Source organism: Burkholderia sp. Ac-20353 (genome assembly GCF_017104785.1).
GTDB lineage: Bacteria > Pseudomonadota > Gammaproteobacteria > Burkholderiales > Burkholderiaceae > Burkholderia.
Genome location: NZ_JAAGPL010000081.1, coordinates 1 through 14671 on the forward strand (window position 1 = coordinate 1; position 14671 = coordinate 14671).

A 14671-nucleotide genomic window follows, 5' to 3' on the forward strand; every position below is an offset into this window, starting at 1 on the left:
CAGTTGTTCCAAGGTCAGCTTCTCCACTTCGGTCAGTCGCAACTCGCATCGCATAGGTTCGCAGTTCCCATCACATGGTCTGCATTCCTAACGCATGATCTTCAAATCCGTTTACTCAACACACTTACCTGCTCACGTTCGACCTTCGGCCGCTGATGTTCCACCAGTCGAACCTGCGCAGCTACAGCGGCTCGAGCTCGCTGCTCGGCGATCTGCTGAACGCGACGCTGACGAAGTACAACAGGTACTACAAGGGGCTGCCGATCGTCAGTCCATACCTGAGCGACCTTGGCACGCTCGCGCTGCAGCGGGGCGTCTACAACGCATCGAACGTCTTCGCGACGCTCACGCCCGGCAAATCGATCGTGCTGAGCGGCACACGCAGCGACGGGCAATCCGTCGTCGTTCCGGTGACGGGCATCAAGTCGGGCACATCGACCGAAACCTACGGCGGGCAGCCGGTTTCCTATATCACGCTGTTGCCGGCGACAGCGTATACGACGCAGATAACGCCGGCGCCGGCGTGGAAATAACCCTCCGGCGACAATGAGGAGAGTCACGCCCGCAGCAATGCGGGCGTGTTTTTTCAACGGCGTGGACGGTCGACGACCCCGAACCGCAATCCCGCTACCGCTGAACCTGCTGGCGCTGATACTCTTTGCTCTTCATCTGCAGGTAATCCTGCCGCTCCAGTTCGTGCAGTTGCAGCGGATATTGCTCGGTGGCATCGAACCAGCGCGCGAAGCGTTGATCCGGCGACTTGCCGAGCGTCGCCAGATACGCGTCGATCGCAAGGTAGTAGCGCATCGTGTTGCGTTCCAGCAGCCCGCGAACGCCGCCGATGTAATCGGGTCGTACGGAGAGCGCATTGCCGGCGGTTGTGAATCCGACCTTGTCACGCCCGATCGTCGCCAGATAGGTCTTCATCGCCACGCGGCCGATCGTGCCGAAGCCGTACGAATATGTCAGGTGCAAAAACGTGTGCGTGTCGTCGACAGGCACGGCTTCCAGCGCGATGTGGTAGTCCTTCGTGCTCATCGGGCCCGTGTCGGCGCTGAGATCGACCTGGAAGTAGTCGGGTGTCGACGAGGCGACGCGGTAGTGAAACTGCACGCGATAGGTATCCGCGAGCTTCTGCTCGACTTTCCTGCCGATGTTGACGTCGAGCACGGCGCCGCTGTCGCCGGCCGACGCATGGCAATACTTGGTGTTCAGATGCAGGATCAGCACCGCGCACCAGTTGACCGGGCCTTGCGCCGGGTCGCTGAGTTTGCCGCTGACGACGCTGAACGGATAATCGACCACCGCATAGATGTCGCCTTTGAGCGTCGAGTTCGCTTCCGACGACTCGAGATAGAGCGGACGGCGAAACGGGTTGTGCTGCAATTGCACCGCCAGGCTTTGGTAGCGGTCACGCAGGGTCGCCGCGTCGTTCGCAGCGAACGACAGCACGCTCCAGAACACACAGCATGCGGCGAGCAACGCCTGCCATGCCGGACGGGCACGCGTCATTCCGCCCGGACGTGCGGATTTTTCCATTCATGAGCTCCGGATTGCCGCAACAATCGCGCGGTCGTTGCGCGTAGGATACGCCTCATCGTGCGTTTTTCGACGCGCTCGTTACGTCATCGCGTTTGCGCCGCAGCAAAATGCTTCAGCAGGTATCGGGGCGATGCCGCACGTGCGATCCGCCGAACGACAGCCGGCCCGCAGCGCGGCTATCGCTTGCGTTTCACGGGTACCGGCAATTGTGCGGCGGTAATCCGGATCAACTGCGACAGCCATTCGTGATCGTCCCACTTCTCGCCGGAAATGACGAAATGCGGCTTGGCCCCCGGATATGGCGGCGCTTGGTCACAATCGCCGAGAAACGCGCTGCCATCGGGCGTCGGCTTGACGAACAGACGATCGTCGCAGACGAGCGCCGCCATTTTGCCGTCGCAATAGATACCGTATTCGCCGAACATCTTCCGCGCGGATACGGTCCCGGCCGCTGCGATCTGCTCGACGATGTAATCTGCGGTGCTCTGGCTGGATGCCATGTTTTCGGTCCTTGTCGATAGGTGACCGGACAGTATGCAGGCGATCGGGCGATGCCGCCAACGGACCGCGCAACCGCCCCGCCTTGCATCATTTGTCGGCCGCGAACGCGTCGGACAACTGCCGTGCACGCTTCACGTCGTCGCCGTGCAGATAGATCGACGTCGTCGAGATCGACGCGTGACGGAGGTTGTCGCGCACGGTGGTCAGTTCGGCGCCACGCGCGAGCGCGTGGGTCGCATGCGTGTGACGCATCCAGTGCGGGCTCGCCTGCCGCAGCTTCGCGGCGAGCGCCGGGTTGTCCGTCTCGACGAGATCGGCCGTCTGCGCGAAGAAGCGCTGCATGACTTTCCAGAGCCGCACGCTGGTGATCGCCGCGGCGCCATCCTCGGCAAGACTCGGGATCAGCGGCGTCTCCGGGCGCCAGCGGCTCGGCGTGACCGGCAACTGCCGGGCGACCAGGAAGCGGTCGAGCGCCGAGCGCGCGAGCGGCGGCAGCGCGACGCGAGCCGCCTTGCGCCCTTTCCCGACGACCTTGATCCACGGATCGCCGTGCGCGTCGGTTTCGATGTCGCCGAGCGTCGCGCCGACCAGTTCGCTCGCGCGCAGGCCGGTCGCGTAGCCGAAGTCCAGGATGAAGCGCAACCGCTGCGCGGCGGCCGGCTCCCAGCCGTACGACAATTCGAGCCCGTTGGCGATGGTTCGCGCGAGCAGCCATTCCCCTTCGGTAAACGCATGCGACGTGTCGAGCACGATCGCGCGGCGCGTGTCGCGCACCTTGACGCCCGCGAACGGGTTTGCAAGCAGATAGCGCTGCTCGATCAGCCAGCGGAACAACGCGCCGAGCACCGACAGCGTGTACGCGGCCGAGCGCGCGGACAGGCCGCCGGAGAACGGACGCCAATCGGCCGCGTGGCGCGGGCGGACCGGCCCGATCCAGCGTTCCCGCGGCGTCGGGTGGCGCAGGAACGCACGGTACGCGACCGCATCCTCGGTGGTCAGCGACGACAGCGCGCGGCCCCGCTCGACGATTGCCCACAGGATCAGCCGCTCGGCTTCCTTCCGGTATGCGCGCTGCGTCGACGCCGATTCGTGCAGCGACAGCCACGCCTGGACGGCCGCGTAGTCGTTGTCCGCATCGAGCGTGCTGGTTGCGCGAGGCGCGCGGAACGTGCCGGCCGAGCCGTCGACCTCGTTCGGCAGCCGCAGTTGCTCCCACGGCACGATGCCGCTGCGCTGCGATTCGACGACGAGCGCCCTCGCCCGCTCCGTCAGCGCTGGATGCGTCGCGAAGAACGCCTCGATGCGCCTCGCGCTCGCCGGGCCGAGCCCGGGAATCGCCTTCCACCACTGGCGCCGACGCGGAATCCGCACGGTGAGATCGGCGAGCGTCGCGATGCCGTGCGCGCGCAGCGTGGCAACGGCGCGCGCGGGCAGCCAGTCGCCGATGTCGTCGCTGATCTGCGGCGCAGGCGCGCGGGCGTGACGCAACGCTTCGATCGCTTCGCCGACTGCTTTTGCTTCCCGCAACCGCTCACCGTCTGCGTGTGTCAGGACAGCAGCGAGATCGAGCCGGCCGACGTCTCGCGCAATCCGTACGAGGCGGCGGCGAATCCCGCCGATCACGCCGCGTGCCGAGCGTCCGTCGCCGATCCGCTCGGGCAGGTAGCGGGCCACCGCCTGACGGATGGCCAGACCGGCGTACCACGCGCGCAGCGCGGCGAGTTCGTCGGCGTCCGGGAAGCCGGAGGGAGCGGAATCGGGGCGTGGGAGCGGTGTCGGGGACGGATGCATGGCTGCCAGTTTGACACAAACAGAGGCGCAGACCCTTGATCGAGTCCCATTTAGCTCGATCACGCTGCAGGCGACTCTTTGTGCTGCCGTCCTTTTCGTCGTAACACAGCGTTGGGGCGCGATTACATTCACGACGCCGGTACTCAAGACGCCCACGGCAGTCGCCTCAAAATCGACGCGCCCCAAAAAAAATCGATGGTGGCCGATCAGTGCTCCGTTGTCGCCGGACCGATAATGGTCTATATTTGGTCTTATTGGATCTGAAAAGGAGCGCCAGATGCACCTCGCCGATCACGTGAAGCCGATCAGCTATCTCAAAAGCGAAGCCGCCCAAATCGTCAAGGACCTGACCGATTCAGGAGAGCCACTCATCATCACGCAGAACGGCGAGGCGAAGCTTGTCGTTCAGGATGTGCGAACCTACGAAGCGACGCAACAGACAATCGCGCTCCTGAAGATCCTGGCCATCGGCCAAAAACAGATCGAGCGCACAGACCACGTCGACGGCGATGAGTTCTTTGCGGAGCTTGACGAGCTCGACCGCCAGGAAAAACTTCGCTGATGCAGGCCGCGCTGCTGGAGTACCGCATTCTGCCGACCGCCCGGGTTGGCATTGATGAATTGAGAAGCTACATTGTCCGCACGTTCGGATGGGAGACTTGGCGTCAGACTTCGGCGCAGTTGCAGGACACGATCACGCACATTCGCCAGTTTCCCGCGAGCGGTCACATGCCTGCCGAGTTGGAAGGTTTCGTCGATGACCGTTTCCGACAGGCCCTTTCTGGCAAGAACCGGATCATTTATCAGGTGCGGGACAACACCGTGTTCATACATCTCGTCGTCGACACGCGACGCGACCTGCAGGCCCTTCTCCAGAGAATCGTGCTTCAACTGATGTAAGTCCCCCATAAGGCGACCCATTGCAGCCCGAATACGGAGCCTCGTGATTTCCGTGCGCTTTGCTGGTGTAGCCCTTTCGCCTGTCGGCGCCATGTGTATAACGTCTGTTCGGTGACCGTCTTCGTCTCCCGGAAATGCTCACCGTCGAAATAATAGGCATCACGCTCCGATCCGCCGGTTCCAGCGGCCGAGCCCGCAACAAGTCGACGCCCCATCTTGCCTAGGAGTCTGGGCGGCAGACGGTTTGCAGCGGTTAAATGAGGTCAACTCAGGCGACGCGACGTCGTCGGGCGCTGCAAGCCGGGGCCGCGCTGCACTCGAGACCAGCATGCGTGCACAAAGCGGCTATGCACAATCCGCACACCAGGTCGCTGGCGCTGCTCAAGCAGTCTGCATTGCGCCCCATCCGCCGTAGATTCAGCGCCATACACACGAGCTTCCACTCGGCTTGCACTTTGCGCAGACCGCGCAGGCTGAACTGTCGGAACCCGAGGACGTTCTTGATCCAGCCGTTGGGCGGCTCGGCCAACCACTTGCGTCGCCCATAGGCCGTGCGTGCTGGCTCGGTGCCCATCTTCGCGGCCATTGCCGCGGGGCACGGCAGGCTGGCCGCATTTATAGCGACGGGCGCCTTGCCTTCGCGCCCGAGCGCGACGATTAAATCCGTGCGCTCGCCCAATGCCTCGAACGCAACCTCGCTGCGGTAGCCCGCATCGGCCAGTGTCTGCGCGGGGTATGCACCGAGGGCCTCATGCACCGCGCTCAGCATCCTGGGCAATTCGCCCGCGTCGGCCGCGCAGTTGACCCATTCAGCGGCCGCGATGATGTGGGCCGCGTCGTCGATCGCCGTCTGGCCGTTATAGGCCGGATCGAACCCACCGCCGGCGCGCTTCATGATGCGGCTATCGGGGTCGGTGAAGTTGTCCTGGGCCTGGTCCTCAGGCACACCGAACGGCCGTTTGTAGCGACCGCCCTTGGGCTTGCCATCCGGGCCATACGGCTTCAGGTCGTCGTCATCGCTGCGCCCGCGTGCCAGGTCCGCTTCTCGCTGCCGTGCTTCGAGCCGGGCTCGGGCTGCCGAGATCGCGCCGAGCCGATCCTGGCGTCGCGCGATCTCGGCAGGAAAGTCCAGCTCCGGTTCGTTCTTCTCGGCGTCGTCGGCTGCACGCGCCTGGTTGAGCAGCGCGTCGATCTGGGCCTTCAGTTCAGCCTCGGCCTTAAGCATGTGGCCGTAGCTCATCGCCTTGTGGCGGCTCGCGTTGGCCTTGACCTTGGTGCCGTCGACCGCAATCGTGCAACTTGCGCGCGATCTTGCGCGAACTGAACACGCCCGTGGCGTAGCCGTAGATCAGCACCTTGACCATCATGGCAGGATGGAACGGCTGGTTGCGCGGGCCGCCTTTGTCATAGCGCGCATGGAAGGCGCTCAGTTCCAGGCCGTCCACTGCGTCACTGATGAAGTGCTCCAGATGCCCTTCGGGCAACCACTCCTGCAGGGCTTCAGGTAGCAGCAGCATTTGCTGCGGCTCATAGGGGAGGTAATTCGCGCTCATCTGCTCATAACGCGCCACTTCCCTTGCCCAATGACCATGAATTGCCTTCTGCCGCCCAGACTCCTAGCATGCGGCTGTGTCGACCGCCCTGATCCGACGCAGTTCAGCCCGTTCGCTTCTCGCATCGTATTCAATGCAGCGTCCCGCCGCGGCGAGCCGGGCGGGCTGCCGCGGTGCTCGCCGAGGGGCGGTCGGCGCCGAGCGCGCCACTCGACTGCGGCGCGCCCACGGCCGATCCAATCCGTCAAAACTCGCCGAATGATATTGCTGTAGTGATAACTTTTCTTATCTCGATGGCTTGATTGTTCGATAAAACTCGGTGTCCGGACAATCGGGCTAGGCCACGATGCCGGCGCCCGAGCCACGCACTGTGCGCCCGCTCGATCCCGTCGCATGCAAATAAACCGCAACGGCGTACACATCGGTCCGTTTGTTCAGGAAATAATCCGTGCCCAAATGGCGAAGGTTCACCCCTCGCCGAACGGATCGTCAATGCTGTTCGCCGGTTGGGTGAACCACCGAGGTCCTGATTCCGTCACGTACGCGTGATCCTCATGCCGAACTCCGAATACATTGGGCACGCAGATCATCGGCTCGATGCTGAAGCACATGCCAACATCCAGCGGCGTACGATTGCTTTTAACGAGATAGGGCGCCTCGTGGAGATCGAGGCCGATTCCGTGGCCGGTACGGTGCGGGAGACCGGGCAGACCGTAGTTCGTGCGGTATCCCACGCGTTCAACATAAGCGCGCGCAGCACCGTCCACCTGTTCGGCGAAAACGCCGCACTGCGCCGCTTCGAATGCATGCCGTTGCGCTTCTTTCTCGTGCATCCACACTTCGCGTTGCTGCTCACTTGCCAGACCGAAGACGTACGTGCGCGTGATGTCGGACTGGTAGCCGTGCAGATCGCATCCCGTGTCGATCAACACCATATCGTTACGCTCCAGCGCCTTGGGTGACTTCACACCATGTGGGAATGCCGTATCCCGCCCAAAAAGCACGATGCAGAACGTCGAGCCTCGACGAGCGCCCACCTTGCGGTGTGCGTTGTCGATGAAGTCGACGACTTCTGCCGTCGTGATCCCTTCTCGAAGAATGCGGGCGGCAGCCCGCTGCACGCACAACGTCATGTCGTTGGCACGCTGCATGAGCGCGATTTCGGTGTGTGACTTGCGCATCCTGCATCCGCTGGTCACACTCGCCGCGCTGGTGATCGTCAGTTCCGGGGCATGCTCGCGGACGCGGTCATACATGAAGAAAGGCGCCGTCTCGTCGAAGCCCAGGGTGCCGTTCAACGCTCCAACGCGTGAAATCGTGTCGACCACCAGCAGGGCCGGATCTTCGTGTTCGTGCCAGAGGTTCATCCTGCCCGGAATCTGAAGCATGCCGTCGAACGTTCCTTTCTCGAAAGCCGGAACGATGTACTCGATCTCACCTTGCGCTGGAATGATTGCGCCGGTCATTCGTTCGCTGCGGCGCCAATGAACGCCGGTGAAATACAACAGGTTGCTGTTCGACTCAACAAACAGCGCAGCCATGCCCTGCTCGCGCATCATGCGTTGCGCGGTCGCGATCCGGGCCCGGTACTCGTCTGGCTGTATGGGTTCCATGCCTGCCGTCATGTCGTGCAATTGTGCGATCTCGCCTTCGGCAGTCGATCCACCGATACCCTTGGTCATGAATCTCACCCCTTCGCTTGTACAACGTGGTTGGTTACTCCGGCCGTCTGCCGTTCGAGCGGCCGTCAAGAGCGCAACGAGGACGCGGCGCGTTGGTCACTTCACCGCGACCCCATCGAATCGAACGTAGCCGAGCGGCTCGATGCGCATGTCGACCACCTTCTTGCTGACCGGCTGGTAGACGGTCGAGTGCGCAATCGGCGAGAACGGCAGTTTCAGCGCGAAAATCTGCTGGGCTTCTGTGTAGTAGTTTGTCCGTTGTGCCTGATCGGACGTCTGGCGTCCTTTCTGGATCAGATCGTCGAACGGCTTGTAGCACCAGTGCGCGAAGTTGTTTCCATGTACCGCATCGCAGCCGAGCAGCGTGCCGAGCCAGTTGTCGGGATCGCCATTGTCGCCGGTGAAACCAATCAGCATGGCGTCCTGCTCTCCTGCATGTCCGCGCTTGATATATTCACCCCACTCATAGGTGACCACCCTCGCCTTCACGCCAATCTTCGCCCAGTCTGCCTGGATCATCTCGGCCATCAGGCGCGCGTTCGGGTTATAGGGGCGCTGCACCGGCATGGCCCACAGTGTGATGTCGAAGCCGTTCGGCAGACCCGCCTTCGCGAGCAACGCCTTCGCCTTATTCGGATCGTACGCGTTCGCCTTCAGGCTCTTGTCATAGGACCATTGCGTTGGCGGCATCGGGTTCGTCGCCGCCTGCCCCGCACCCTGGTACACCGAGTCGACAATCGCCTTCTTGTTGATTGCCATGTCGAGCGCCTGGCGCACCTGTGCACTGTCGAGCGGCTTGTGCTCGACGTTGTATGACACGTAGCCGACATTGAACCCCGGCTGCGACGGCATCGCGATGTTCTGCTCTGCCTTCAGCGGGGCGATGTCGGCGGGACGCGGGTAGCTCATCACCTGGCACTCGTCGCGTTTCAGCTTCTGCACGCGCACGCTTGCGTCAGGCGTGATCGAGAAGATCAGCTTCGAGATCTTCACCGCACCCGGTTTCCAGTAGTCCGGATTGCCGTCGAAGCGGATCGTCGCGTCCTTCGTGTAGCTCTTGAAAATGAACGGGCCCGTGCCGACCGGGTACTGGTTGATGTCAGCGGCCTTGCCCGCCTTCAGTAGTTGATCCGCATATTCGGCCGACAGGATCGACGCGAATTCCATCGCCATGTTCTGGATGAACGGCGCATTCGGCTCGTTCAGCGTGAACTTCACCGTGTACGGATCGACCTTCTCGACCTTGACGATCAGTTTGTCGAGACCCATGTCGGTCAAGTACGGAAACGACACCGGGTACGCCTTTCGGAACCGTTGATTCTGATCGAGCATGCGCTCGAACGTGAACACGACGTCGTCAGCGTTGAATTCCCGCATGGGCTTGAAGAACGTCGTGGTCTGGAACTTCACGCCGTGGCGCAGATGGAACGTGTAGGTCTTGCCGTCCGGGGAAACGTCCCATGACTCCGCGAGACCCGGTTCGACCTTCGTGCCGCCGCGCTCGAATTCGACGAGGCGGTTGTACACGGTGAACGTGTTCGCGGTGAAGTCGGTACCGGTCGTGTATTGCGCAGGGTCGAAACCGGCGGGACTGCCCTCCGAGCAGTAGATGAGCGCTTTGTCGGAAGCGGAAGCGGGCGCGCTCCAGGCGGCGATCAAGGGCAGCGCAACACTGATCGCAAGCGACACGCCTCGCACACGGGCTGAATGGGTGAATTTCATGGTCCTCTTCGCAGCGTCAGGGGAGCGTGCGAGTACCGCTCCGTGGTTTGAAATCCTTTTCTTTGCTGCGCGTCTCGATCGGCGATGTCGGCCTTCTTTTTCTTGCATCACGGCGCCGGGTGACGCGCTACTTCCTGTTCCGCAGGAACTGATTCTTTCTTTTAATAATGATGGCGTCTAGGCCGAATTCCATCATTAGGATGACGAAATCCGCATAGTACAGGCAGGGAGAAATCGAGATCCGGCCTCACGAAATCAGCGGTTCGCTAGGCCATCGTCGGCATCGCCGCCAGTCGGTGTGCGGCGCCTCGCTCTTGACGGCGATGATTGCGGCACATGGAGCGCATTGATGTTCCGCTTCGATGCTGATCTGCAGATCTACCTGTATCGCGAGCCGATCGACTTGGGGTGTCGTCAGGAAAGAGGTGCCTTCGTACGCCACACGCGCAGGACGTGCGTTGCGAACATCGCTGCTCGACCGCCCATCCGTGTCACTTGCCACATCGTCGTGTCAGTGGCAGTTTGCAGATCCAAAACGACCCTTGTGCACCGTCGCCGCACACGGTCACGCAAGCGCCAATCGCCGCGATTGCGTGAAGATCCAGGAACAGTCTCTTCCCCGGCGCCATCTATCTCTTAAGCACTCGCTTACCTAGACTGCAGTCATCGGTTACGAACAAGGTGTTCGTAGCGAGACACCAAAAAATGGAGGTAAGCATCATGAAGAACCTGATTCAAGCCGTTGTCGTTGCCGCTGCCCTTGCCGCTCCGGTTGCCGTGCTCGCGCAAGGCAATGCACCGCTGACCCGCGCCCAGGTGCGCGCGGAGCTGGTGGAACTCGAGCAGGCAGGCTACAACCCGGCAACCGGCGAAGACCCGCATTACCCTGAGGCCATTCAGGCCGCGCAAGCGCGCGTGGCGCAACAGCATGCGATCGCGCAGGCACAAGGCGTCGACAACAGCGGCGTCGGCAACGAAGCGCAAGGGGCCGTGGCGGCCGGCAAGCCCGGGAAGATGATGCAACCGCGCGCCAATGACGAGATGAAGTCGTTGTATCGCGGGCACTAAGTCACGATCGGGCGAAGCGGTTTCATCCGTCCGGAACCGCCGCCGACTGATTTCGAATGACAGACCGGCCCGCCGCGGCGATCACGCCCGTCGGGCCGGTTCAATATAATACCTCCGCCATCGGACCTCCGATGGCTTGGCCCGGCCCGCCTGGGCCGGGCCCTTTTTTGAGAGAGCGCCTGCGTCGCGTAGCGGCACGAGGCGGAAAGTCGGCCGTTGCAGCCGTTCGGGGCAGCGCGTCGTTGGACGGAAGTCGTTGTCCGTCACACGCCGAAGAATGCCAACCCCGACAGCGCGATGCCGATCACGGCAGCGCCCATCGACAGGCGCTGCATCCACGTGCGTTTCGTGAGAATCGTGATGGCGGCGAGCGCGATCGAAATCTGGATCACCGTGGTGGCCTGCGCCCAGCGATGGTGACGATGCAGGCGCGCCTCGCTCGCCGCATTGCTCGTTTCGACTTCGCGCTCGAGCGTTTCGGCATGCGCCCGTATCGGTTCCTTGTCGGCGCGGTAACGCGCCGCATCCGCTTCGAACTGCTTGCGCAGCGTCGGGTTCGACTCGCTCAGGGCCGCGCCGAGTTCAGCGAGATTCTGCTTTTGCCCCTTCGCCTGATAGTAGGCCCACTGGTTCGCGGCCTCGGTCTTCTTGATCGCGGCTTCGTTCTTGTAGATCAGCGCGAAGTTCTCGTCGGCCCCGCTCTGGTAAGCGGAGATCGCGCCAATGCATGCGAGCACGGCGGTCATCACCGCAATGCGCGCCGCGCCGCCGTCACCACCATGCGCCGCATGATGTTCCACCGCATCGTCGTGTGGTCCGTGTACCTCGAATTCTTCTGTCATGGGGCGTCAGTCTGGCCAGGTTGGGTGAAGCCAACCGCGACGATACCAGCACGGCCCGTGCCGCACCATCCTCTGTTTCCCGGCCAGATCGGCAAACAGCCCCCGTCTGCACGCACCTCGAATCGCGCGGCCGGGATGGCATTCGCCATCCTTCCCCGGCATCCGCTGGAGCGATGGTGCTCAATGGTGGACGAAGCGACGTCCGGACGTGCCGAAAGTCAGTGACGATTGCGCGTCACAGTCAGCTGCAAAAAATGGCCGTTAGCAAGAGAGGGACGACTTCGTGAATGACAGCGCTGCTGCCGGCCTGGCGCGCGTGCGCTTCGACTGACTCGGCAGCGCCGACGACTACCGCGCCATAGGCTGAGTCCGTAATAGGCTGACCATCTCCGCGTTTGAACAGTGCATCACCGTGCTCATACCCGAGGACGGCATATACGCGAAATCCAAATGCCGTCAAGTTGCTACCGTGCGCCGGTCGAAATGCGTTGACTGAGTTCGATTCGACGCGCATCGGTTTCGGATCGATATACCGATCCTTTAGCAGCGGGGCGATGAACGCATGTGCGTTCGATCGACAGTCGAGTTGCGGATCAAGCTCGTAGGCATAGGACGAGATGGGCAGCAGACCGGGGGCGAGCGCAGTAAGCACCGCTGCCCACGCGTAGATTGCAGAAACCTTCATCAGCCTCTCCGCTTGATCGAGCTTGCTCCCCTGTGTGATCGAACACGATCTGACACCAGCAAGTCATATACCCGTTCCAATTTCGCGGCCAGCGGCCAGATTCGTATTCCGGGTCCGAGTTAGAACCGCCTTGGCGCTCCAGCCATTTATTCAGGATGGCGAAGACTCCGCGCATACGTCGCTCCCGCATCGACGCACATCGGACCCGTCAGCAGTCGCCAATGCCGATTCCAAGGACTGTACAAAACGCTGGAATGCATCCAGGGTTCCATGGACGCTTCGGTACTCGGTGCGACCGATTTTGCCATCAAGGACGACGAGCATTCCGGCATCCGCCGCCAATTTCAGGATGTTCATTGCGCCCTCCTCAGGTTGCCTGACTATCGACACATCGCTCAGGCCGCAAGCGGGTAAGCGCGCATCGCCGGCGTACTCGTCTTGGCCGGAAACACGTTCCACGAGCCGTCTTCGTGCCGGAAAAAGACGATGGTCAAATTTCCGTCCGCCCGCACCGCGCCGATGCGTACGTAGCGCCTTCGATCCGTTTGTGTGCGACCGAATTCCATCACGCGTACCGTCGCCACCGCAGAAGGGCCAAACCACTTGCCGACCAGCGTTCGCAAGCACTTTTCGCCGGAATTCATCTCGCTCTCCTCTGACTGCCGCGCGACCGTCATGCCCCGCCACTTCGTGGCCCGAACATCTTGTCGGTTACCCTACCGTTCAATATAGGTTAGATAACCTATAAGTAAACCCAGGAATTTCGGTAGTACGGGTAAACGATGTCGACGGCAGCGGCCTTTATCCATAGGATGTTTGGCATGTAGGTGTCTGGGAAAACCCGGTTCGCCAACCTATACTTGAGTACGGTTGGATAACCTATAACGTTACGCGAATCCGGAGCAGCCGAAGCACCCGCGCAGCAGCAATACACGATCCGCCGGGCAAGCGCGACCCCGCGGTCCGCTGCCGGACGCCAAATTTGACCTACACAGCGAAACAGTCAGTGCCTCAGAACGGAGTACACATGAAAAAACTGACCCTCACTTCCGAAGCGCTATTTGATCCGAAAGCCGCCGCACCCGTACGGCGGCGCGGCAATCGGGAGACCCGCGTGCCCGAGATCATCGATGTATCGATAAATGTCCTGATTGCCGCGGGGTACGCAGGGTACACGATCAACCGCGTGGCCAACGATGCGGGCATTCGTCTGAGCACGCTACAGCACTATTTTTCAACCCGCGAAGCACTGTTGCGCGCGACAATCGAGGAGATTGCAAGCCGGTACTTCGAACGCTTTAGAGGGTTTGCAGAGAACAGAAACCGCTCCCCGCAGGCGCGGCTCGAATCGATCATCGACGACGCTTTCGCCGACTTTGTCGAACCGGGATTGGTAGCAGGCGTCATCGAGAGTTGGGGATTGGCGCAGCACGAGCCATTCGCGCGCGATGTCGTCACGGACGCACAGAAGCGGTTCACGAGGCTCTTTGCACTGCTTATCGGCGAAATCAATCCGGAACTGTCGACGCAAGAGCGGGAATTGCGCGGCGCCTTGATCGTGTCCAGTTGCCAAGGCCTCGCTATCTTCCTTCGCTGGAGCGAAGACGATGCTTCGCAGTTGCATGCGTTCCGCAAAGCCGTCAAGGTCGTATGGAGTGGCATCGGCGTGGCTGGCGAATGAGCATGCGCGGCCCGTAGGCGAAGATGCCTGTAGCCAGGCGGCGCCACTAGCTCGCCGGCGTTAAAGATAGGACGAATGCTGCAGTCATCGTTTTCGCGTCTCTCGTCTTACCCGCTCCAGGTATTTTCCCGAGGCGACTTCGATTCGAACCGTGTCCTCTTCTTTAATGAACTGAGGAACGAGAACTTCCATGCCGTTTTCGAGCGTGGCTGTCTTGAAGGTAGTGGTTTCATGCTCGTGCAGGCCGGGCGGCGTGGATACGACGCTTAACTCGACCGCCGCGGGAAATGCAATGCTGACGGGCTCGCCCTCGTAGAGCTGCACCGGGATTCGCATATTGGGCTGAAGAAACTTTTCGTATGCGCCGATGGTTTCCGACGGAAAACTGATCTGTTCGAAGGTGTCGGGATTCATAAAGTAGAAGGCAACACCATCCGTGTACAGATATTCCATCTCCTTGCGCTCGAGCGCGAACTCTTCGAGCTTGTCGCTCGTGTGGAACCGCAGCTCCTTGACGTGACCGGTCTTCAGGTTCTTGACCTTGGCAAAGACTGCGCTACCCTGCTGGCCGCCGCCGGCGTGGTACCCAGCGCTGACGACGCTGTGAAGTTCACCGCCAAGCATGACGACCATGCCCGACTTCAGTTCGGAAGCTTCGACCATTTGCCTGTCTCCGCCTGGCTGGCAAGATGACGCCTTCAGCC

Annotated in this window: 15 protein-coding genes and 1 pseudogene; 5 read left to right on the forward strand and 11 right to left on the reverse strand. The window is 61.7% G+C overall.

What is annotated here, in order from left to right; all coding sequences use genetic code 11:
- Positions 1 to 155: 155 nt before the first annotated feature.
- On the forward strand, positions 156 to 533 hold the full coding sequence (locus G3N94_RS22305) for a hypothetical protein (protein WP_241022018.1): 378 nt from the start codon (positions 156 to 158) through the stop codon (positions 531 to 533).
- Between the two features lie 94 nt (positions 534 to 627).
- Here G3N94_RS22305 and G3N94_RS22310 read toward each other — a convergent pair whose 3' ends face one another.
- The 3 genes from G3N94_RS22310 to G3N94_RS22320 form a co-directional block, all read right to left on the reverse strand.
- Positions 628 to 1539, reverse strand: coding sequence for a hypothetical protein (locus tag G3N94_RS22310; RefSeq protein ID WP_205794736.1), 912 nt, complete (start codon positions 1537 to 1539; stop codon positions 628 to 630).
- A 179-nt stretch (positions 1540 to 1718) separates the two neighbouring features.
- On the reverse strand, positions 1719 to 2042 hold the full coding sequence (locus G3N94_RS22315) for a TfoX/Sxy family protein (RefSeq protein ID WP_205794737.1): 324 nt from the start codon (positions 2040 to 2042) through the stop codon (positions 1719 to 1721).
- Between the two features lie 88 nt (positions 2043 to 2130).
- On the reverse strand, positions 2131 to 3834 hold the full coding sequence (locus tag G3N94_RS22320) for a site-specific integrase (protein WP_205794738.1): 1704 nt from the start codon (positions 3832 to 3834) through the stop codon (positions 2131 to 2133).
- 277 nt (positions 3835 to 4111) lie between these two features.
- On the opposite strand from G3N94_RS22320, the gene G3N94_RS22325 reads away from it, so the two are divergent.
- On the forward strand, positions 4112 to 4396 hold the full coding sequence (locus G3N94_RS22325) for a type II toxin-antitoxin system Phd/YefM family antitoxin (protein ID WP_205794739.1): 285 nt from the start codon (positions 4112 to 4114) through the stop codon (positions 4394 to 4396).
- Positions 4396 to 4734, forward strand: coding sequence for a type II toxin-antitoxin system RelE/ParE family toxin (locus tag G3N94_RS22330; RefSeq protein WP_205794740.1), 339 nt, complete (start codon positions 4396 to 4398; stop codon positions 4732 to 4734). The genes G3N94_RS22325 and G3N94_RS22330 overlap by 1 nt, the downstream gene beginning before the upstream one ends.
- A gap of 403 nt (positions 4735 to 5137) precedes the next feature.
- On the opposite strand, the pseudogene G3N94_RS22335 reads toward G3N94_RS22330, so the two are convergent.
- The 3 genes and pseudogenes from G3N94_RS22335 to G3N94_RS22345 form a co-directional block, all read right to left on the reverse strand.
- A pseudogene (locus G3N94_RS22335) lies at positions 5138 to 6287 on the reverse strand (transposase); the annotation flags it as partial.
- A gap of 467 nt (positions 6288 to 6754) precedes the next feature.
- Positions 6755 to 7969, reverse strand: a complete 1215-nt coding sequence (locus G3N94_RS22340; RefSeq protein WP_205794741.1) for a Xaa-Pro peptidase family protein — start codon at positions 7967 to 7969, stop codon at positions 6755 to 6757.
- A gap of 96 nt (positions 7970 to 8065) precedes the next feature.
- The gene (locus G3N94_RS22345; protein ID WP_205794742.1) at positions 8066 to 9691 is read right to left on the reverse strand and encodes an ABC transporter substrate-binding protein; all 1626 of its coding nucleotides are present in this window, start codon (positions 9689 to 9691) and stop codon (positions 8066 to 8068) included.
- 720 nt (positions 9692 to 10411) lie between these two features.
- Between G3N94_RS22345 and G3N94_RS22350 the strand changes: the two genes are divergently transcribed.
- The gene (locus G3N94_RS22350; RefSeq protein WP_205794743.1) at positions 10412 to 10759 is read left to right on the forward strand and encodes a DUF4148 domain-containing protein; all 348 of its coding nucleotides are present in this window, start codon (positions 10412 to 10414) and stop codon (positions 10757 to 10759) included.
- A gap of 263 nt (positions 10760 to 11022) precedes the next feature.
- On the opposite strand, the gene G3N94_RS22355 is transcribed toward G3N94_RS22350, so the two are convergent.
- From G3N94_RS22355 to G3N94_RS22370, 4 genes are all read right to left on the reverse strand, one after another.
- The gene (locus tag G3N94_RS22355) at positions 11023 to 11601 is read right to left on the reverse strand and encodes a DUF4337 domain-containing protein (RefSeq protein ID WP_205794744.1); all 579 of its coding nucleotides are present in this window, start codon (positions 11599 to 11601) and stop codon (positions 11023 to 11025) included.
- Between the two features lie 241 nt (positions 11602 to 11842).
- Entirely contained in the window at positions 11843 to 12286 is a 444-nt protein-coding gene (locus G3N94_RS22360) for a hypothetical protein (protein WP_205794745.1), read from the reverse strand.
- 150 nt (positions 12287 to 12436) lie between these two features.
- The gene (locus G3N94_RS22365; protein WP_205794746.1) at positions 12437 to 12643 is read right to left on the reverse strand and encodes a hypothetical protein; all 207 of its coding nucleotides are present in this window, start codon (positions 12641 to 12643) and stop codon (positions 12437 to 12439) included.
- A 38-nt stretch (positions 12644 to 12681) separates the two neighbouring features.
- On the reverse strand, positions 12682 to 12930 hold the full coding sequence (locus tag G3N94_RS22370) for a hypothetical protein (protein ID WP_205794747.1): 249 nt from the start codon (positions 12928 to 12930) through the stop codon (positions 12682 to 12684).
- Positions 12931 to 13313: 383 nt separating this feature from the next.
- On the opposite strand from G3N94_RS22370, the gene G3N94_RS22375 reads away from it, so the two are divergent.
- Positions 13314 to 13967 carry a TetR/AcrR family transcriptional regulator gene (locus G3N94_RS22375; protein WP_205794748.1) on the forward strand — a complete coding sequence of 218 codons (654 nt, stop codon included), beginning with the start codon at positions 13314 to 13316 and terminating at the stop codon, positions 13965 to 13967.
- Positions 13968 to 14051: 84 nt separating this feature from the next.
- Here the strand turns inward: G3N94_RS22375 and G3N94_RS22380 are convergent, their stop codons facing one another.
- Complete coding sequence (locus G3N94_RS22380) at positions 14052 to 14630, reverse strand: elongation factor P (RefSeq protein ID WP_205794749.1); 579 nt, start codon at positions 14628 to 14630, stop codon at positions 14052 to 14054.
- Positions 14631 to 14671: the final 41 nt, after the last annotated feature.

Excerpts from the sequence above, each read along its gene's own strand:
- G3N94_RS22305 (WP_241022018.1), top strand. The coding sequence starts at position 156 with ATGTTCCACCAGTCGAACCTGCGCAGCTACAGCGGCTCGAGCTCGCTG.
- G3N94_RS22310 (WP_205794736.1), bottom strand. The coding sequence starts at position 1,539 with ATGGAAAAATCCGCACGTCCGGGCGGAATGACGCGTGCCCGTCCGGCA.
- G3N94_RS22315 (WP_205794737.1), bottom strand. The coding sequence starts at position 2,042 with ATGGCATCCAGCCAGAGCACCGCAGATTACATCGTCGAGCAGATCGCA.
- G3N94_RS22320 (WP_205794738.1), bottom strand. The coding sequence starts at position 3,834 with ATGCATCCGTCCCCGACACCGCTCCCACGCCCCGATTCCGCTCCCTCC.
- G3N94_RS22325 (WP_205794739.1), top strand. The coding sequence starts at position 4,112 with ATGCACCTCGCCGATCACGTGAAGCCGATCAGCTATCTCAAAAGCGAA.
- G3N94_RS22330 (WP_205794740.1), top strand. The coding sequence starts at position 4,396 with ATGCAGGCCGCGCTGCTGGAGTACCGCATTCTGCCGACCGCCCGGGTT.
- G3N94_RS22340 (WP_205794741.1), bottom strand. The coding sequence starts at position 7,969 with ATGACCAAGGGTATCGGTGGATCGACTGCCGAAGGCGAGATCGCACAA.
- G3N94_RS22345 (WP_205794742.1), bottom strand. The coding sequence starts at position 9,691 with ATGAAATTCACCCATTCAGCCCGTGTGCGAGGCGTGTCGCTTGCGATC.
- G3N94_RS22350 (WP_205794743.1), top strand. The coding sequence starts at position 10,412 with ATGAAGAACCTGATTCAAGCCGTTGTCGTTGCCGCTGCCCTTGCCGCT.
- G3N94_RS22355 (WP_205794744.1), bottom strand. The coding sequence starts at position 11,601 with ATGACAGAAGAATTCGAGGTACACGGACCACACGACGATGCGGTGGAA.
- G3N94_RS22360 (WP_205794745.1), bottom strand. The coding sequence starts at position 12,286 with ATGAAGGTTTCTGCAATCTACGCGTGGGCAGCGGTGCTTACTGCGCTC.
- G3N94_RS22365 (WP_205794746.1), bottom strand. The coding sequence starts at position 12,643 with ATGAACATCCTGAAATTGGCGGCGGATGCCGGAATGCTCGTCGTCCTT.
- G3N94_RS22370 (WP_205794747.1), bottom strand. The coding sequence starts at position 12,930 with ATGAATTCCGGCGAAAAGTGCTTGCGAACGCTGGTCGGCAAGTGGTTT.
- G3N94_RS22375 (WP_205794748.1), top strand. The coding sequence starts at position 13,314 with ATGAAAAAACTGACCCTCACTTCCGAAGCGCTATTTGATCCGAAAGCC.
- G3N94_RS22380 (WP_205794749.1), bottom strand. The coding sequence starts at position 14,630 with ATGGTCGAAGCTTCCGAACTGAAGTCGGGCATGGTCGTCATGCTTGGC.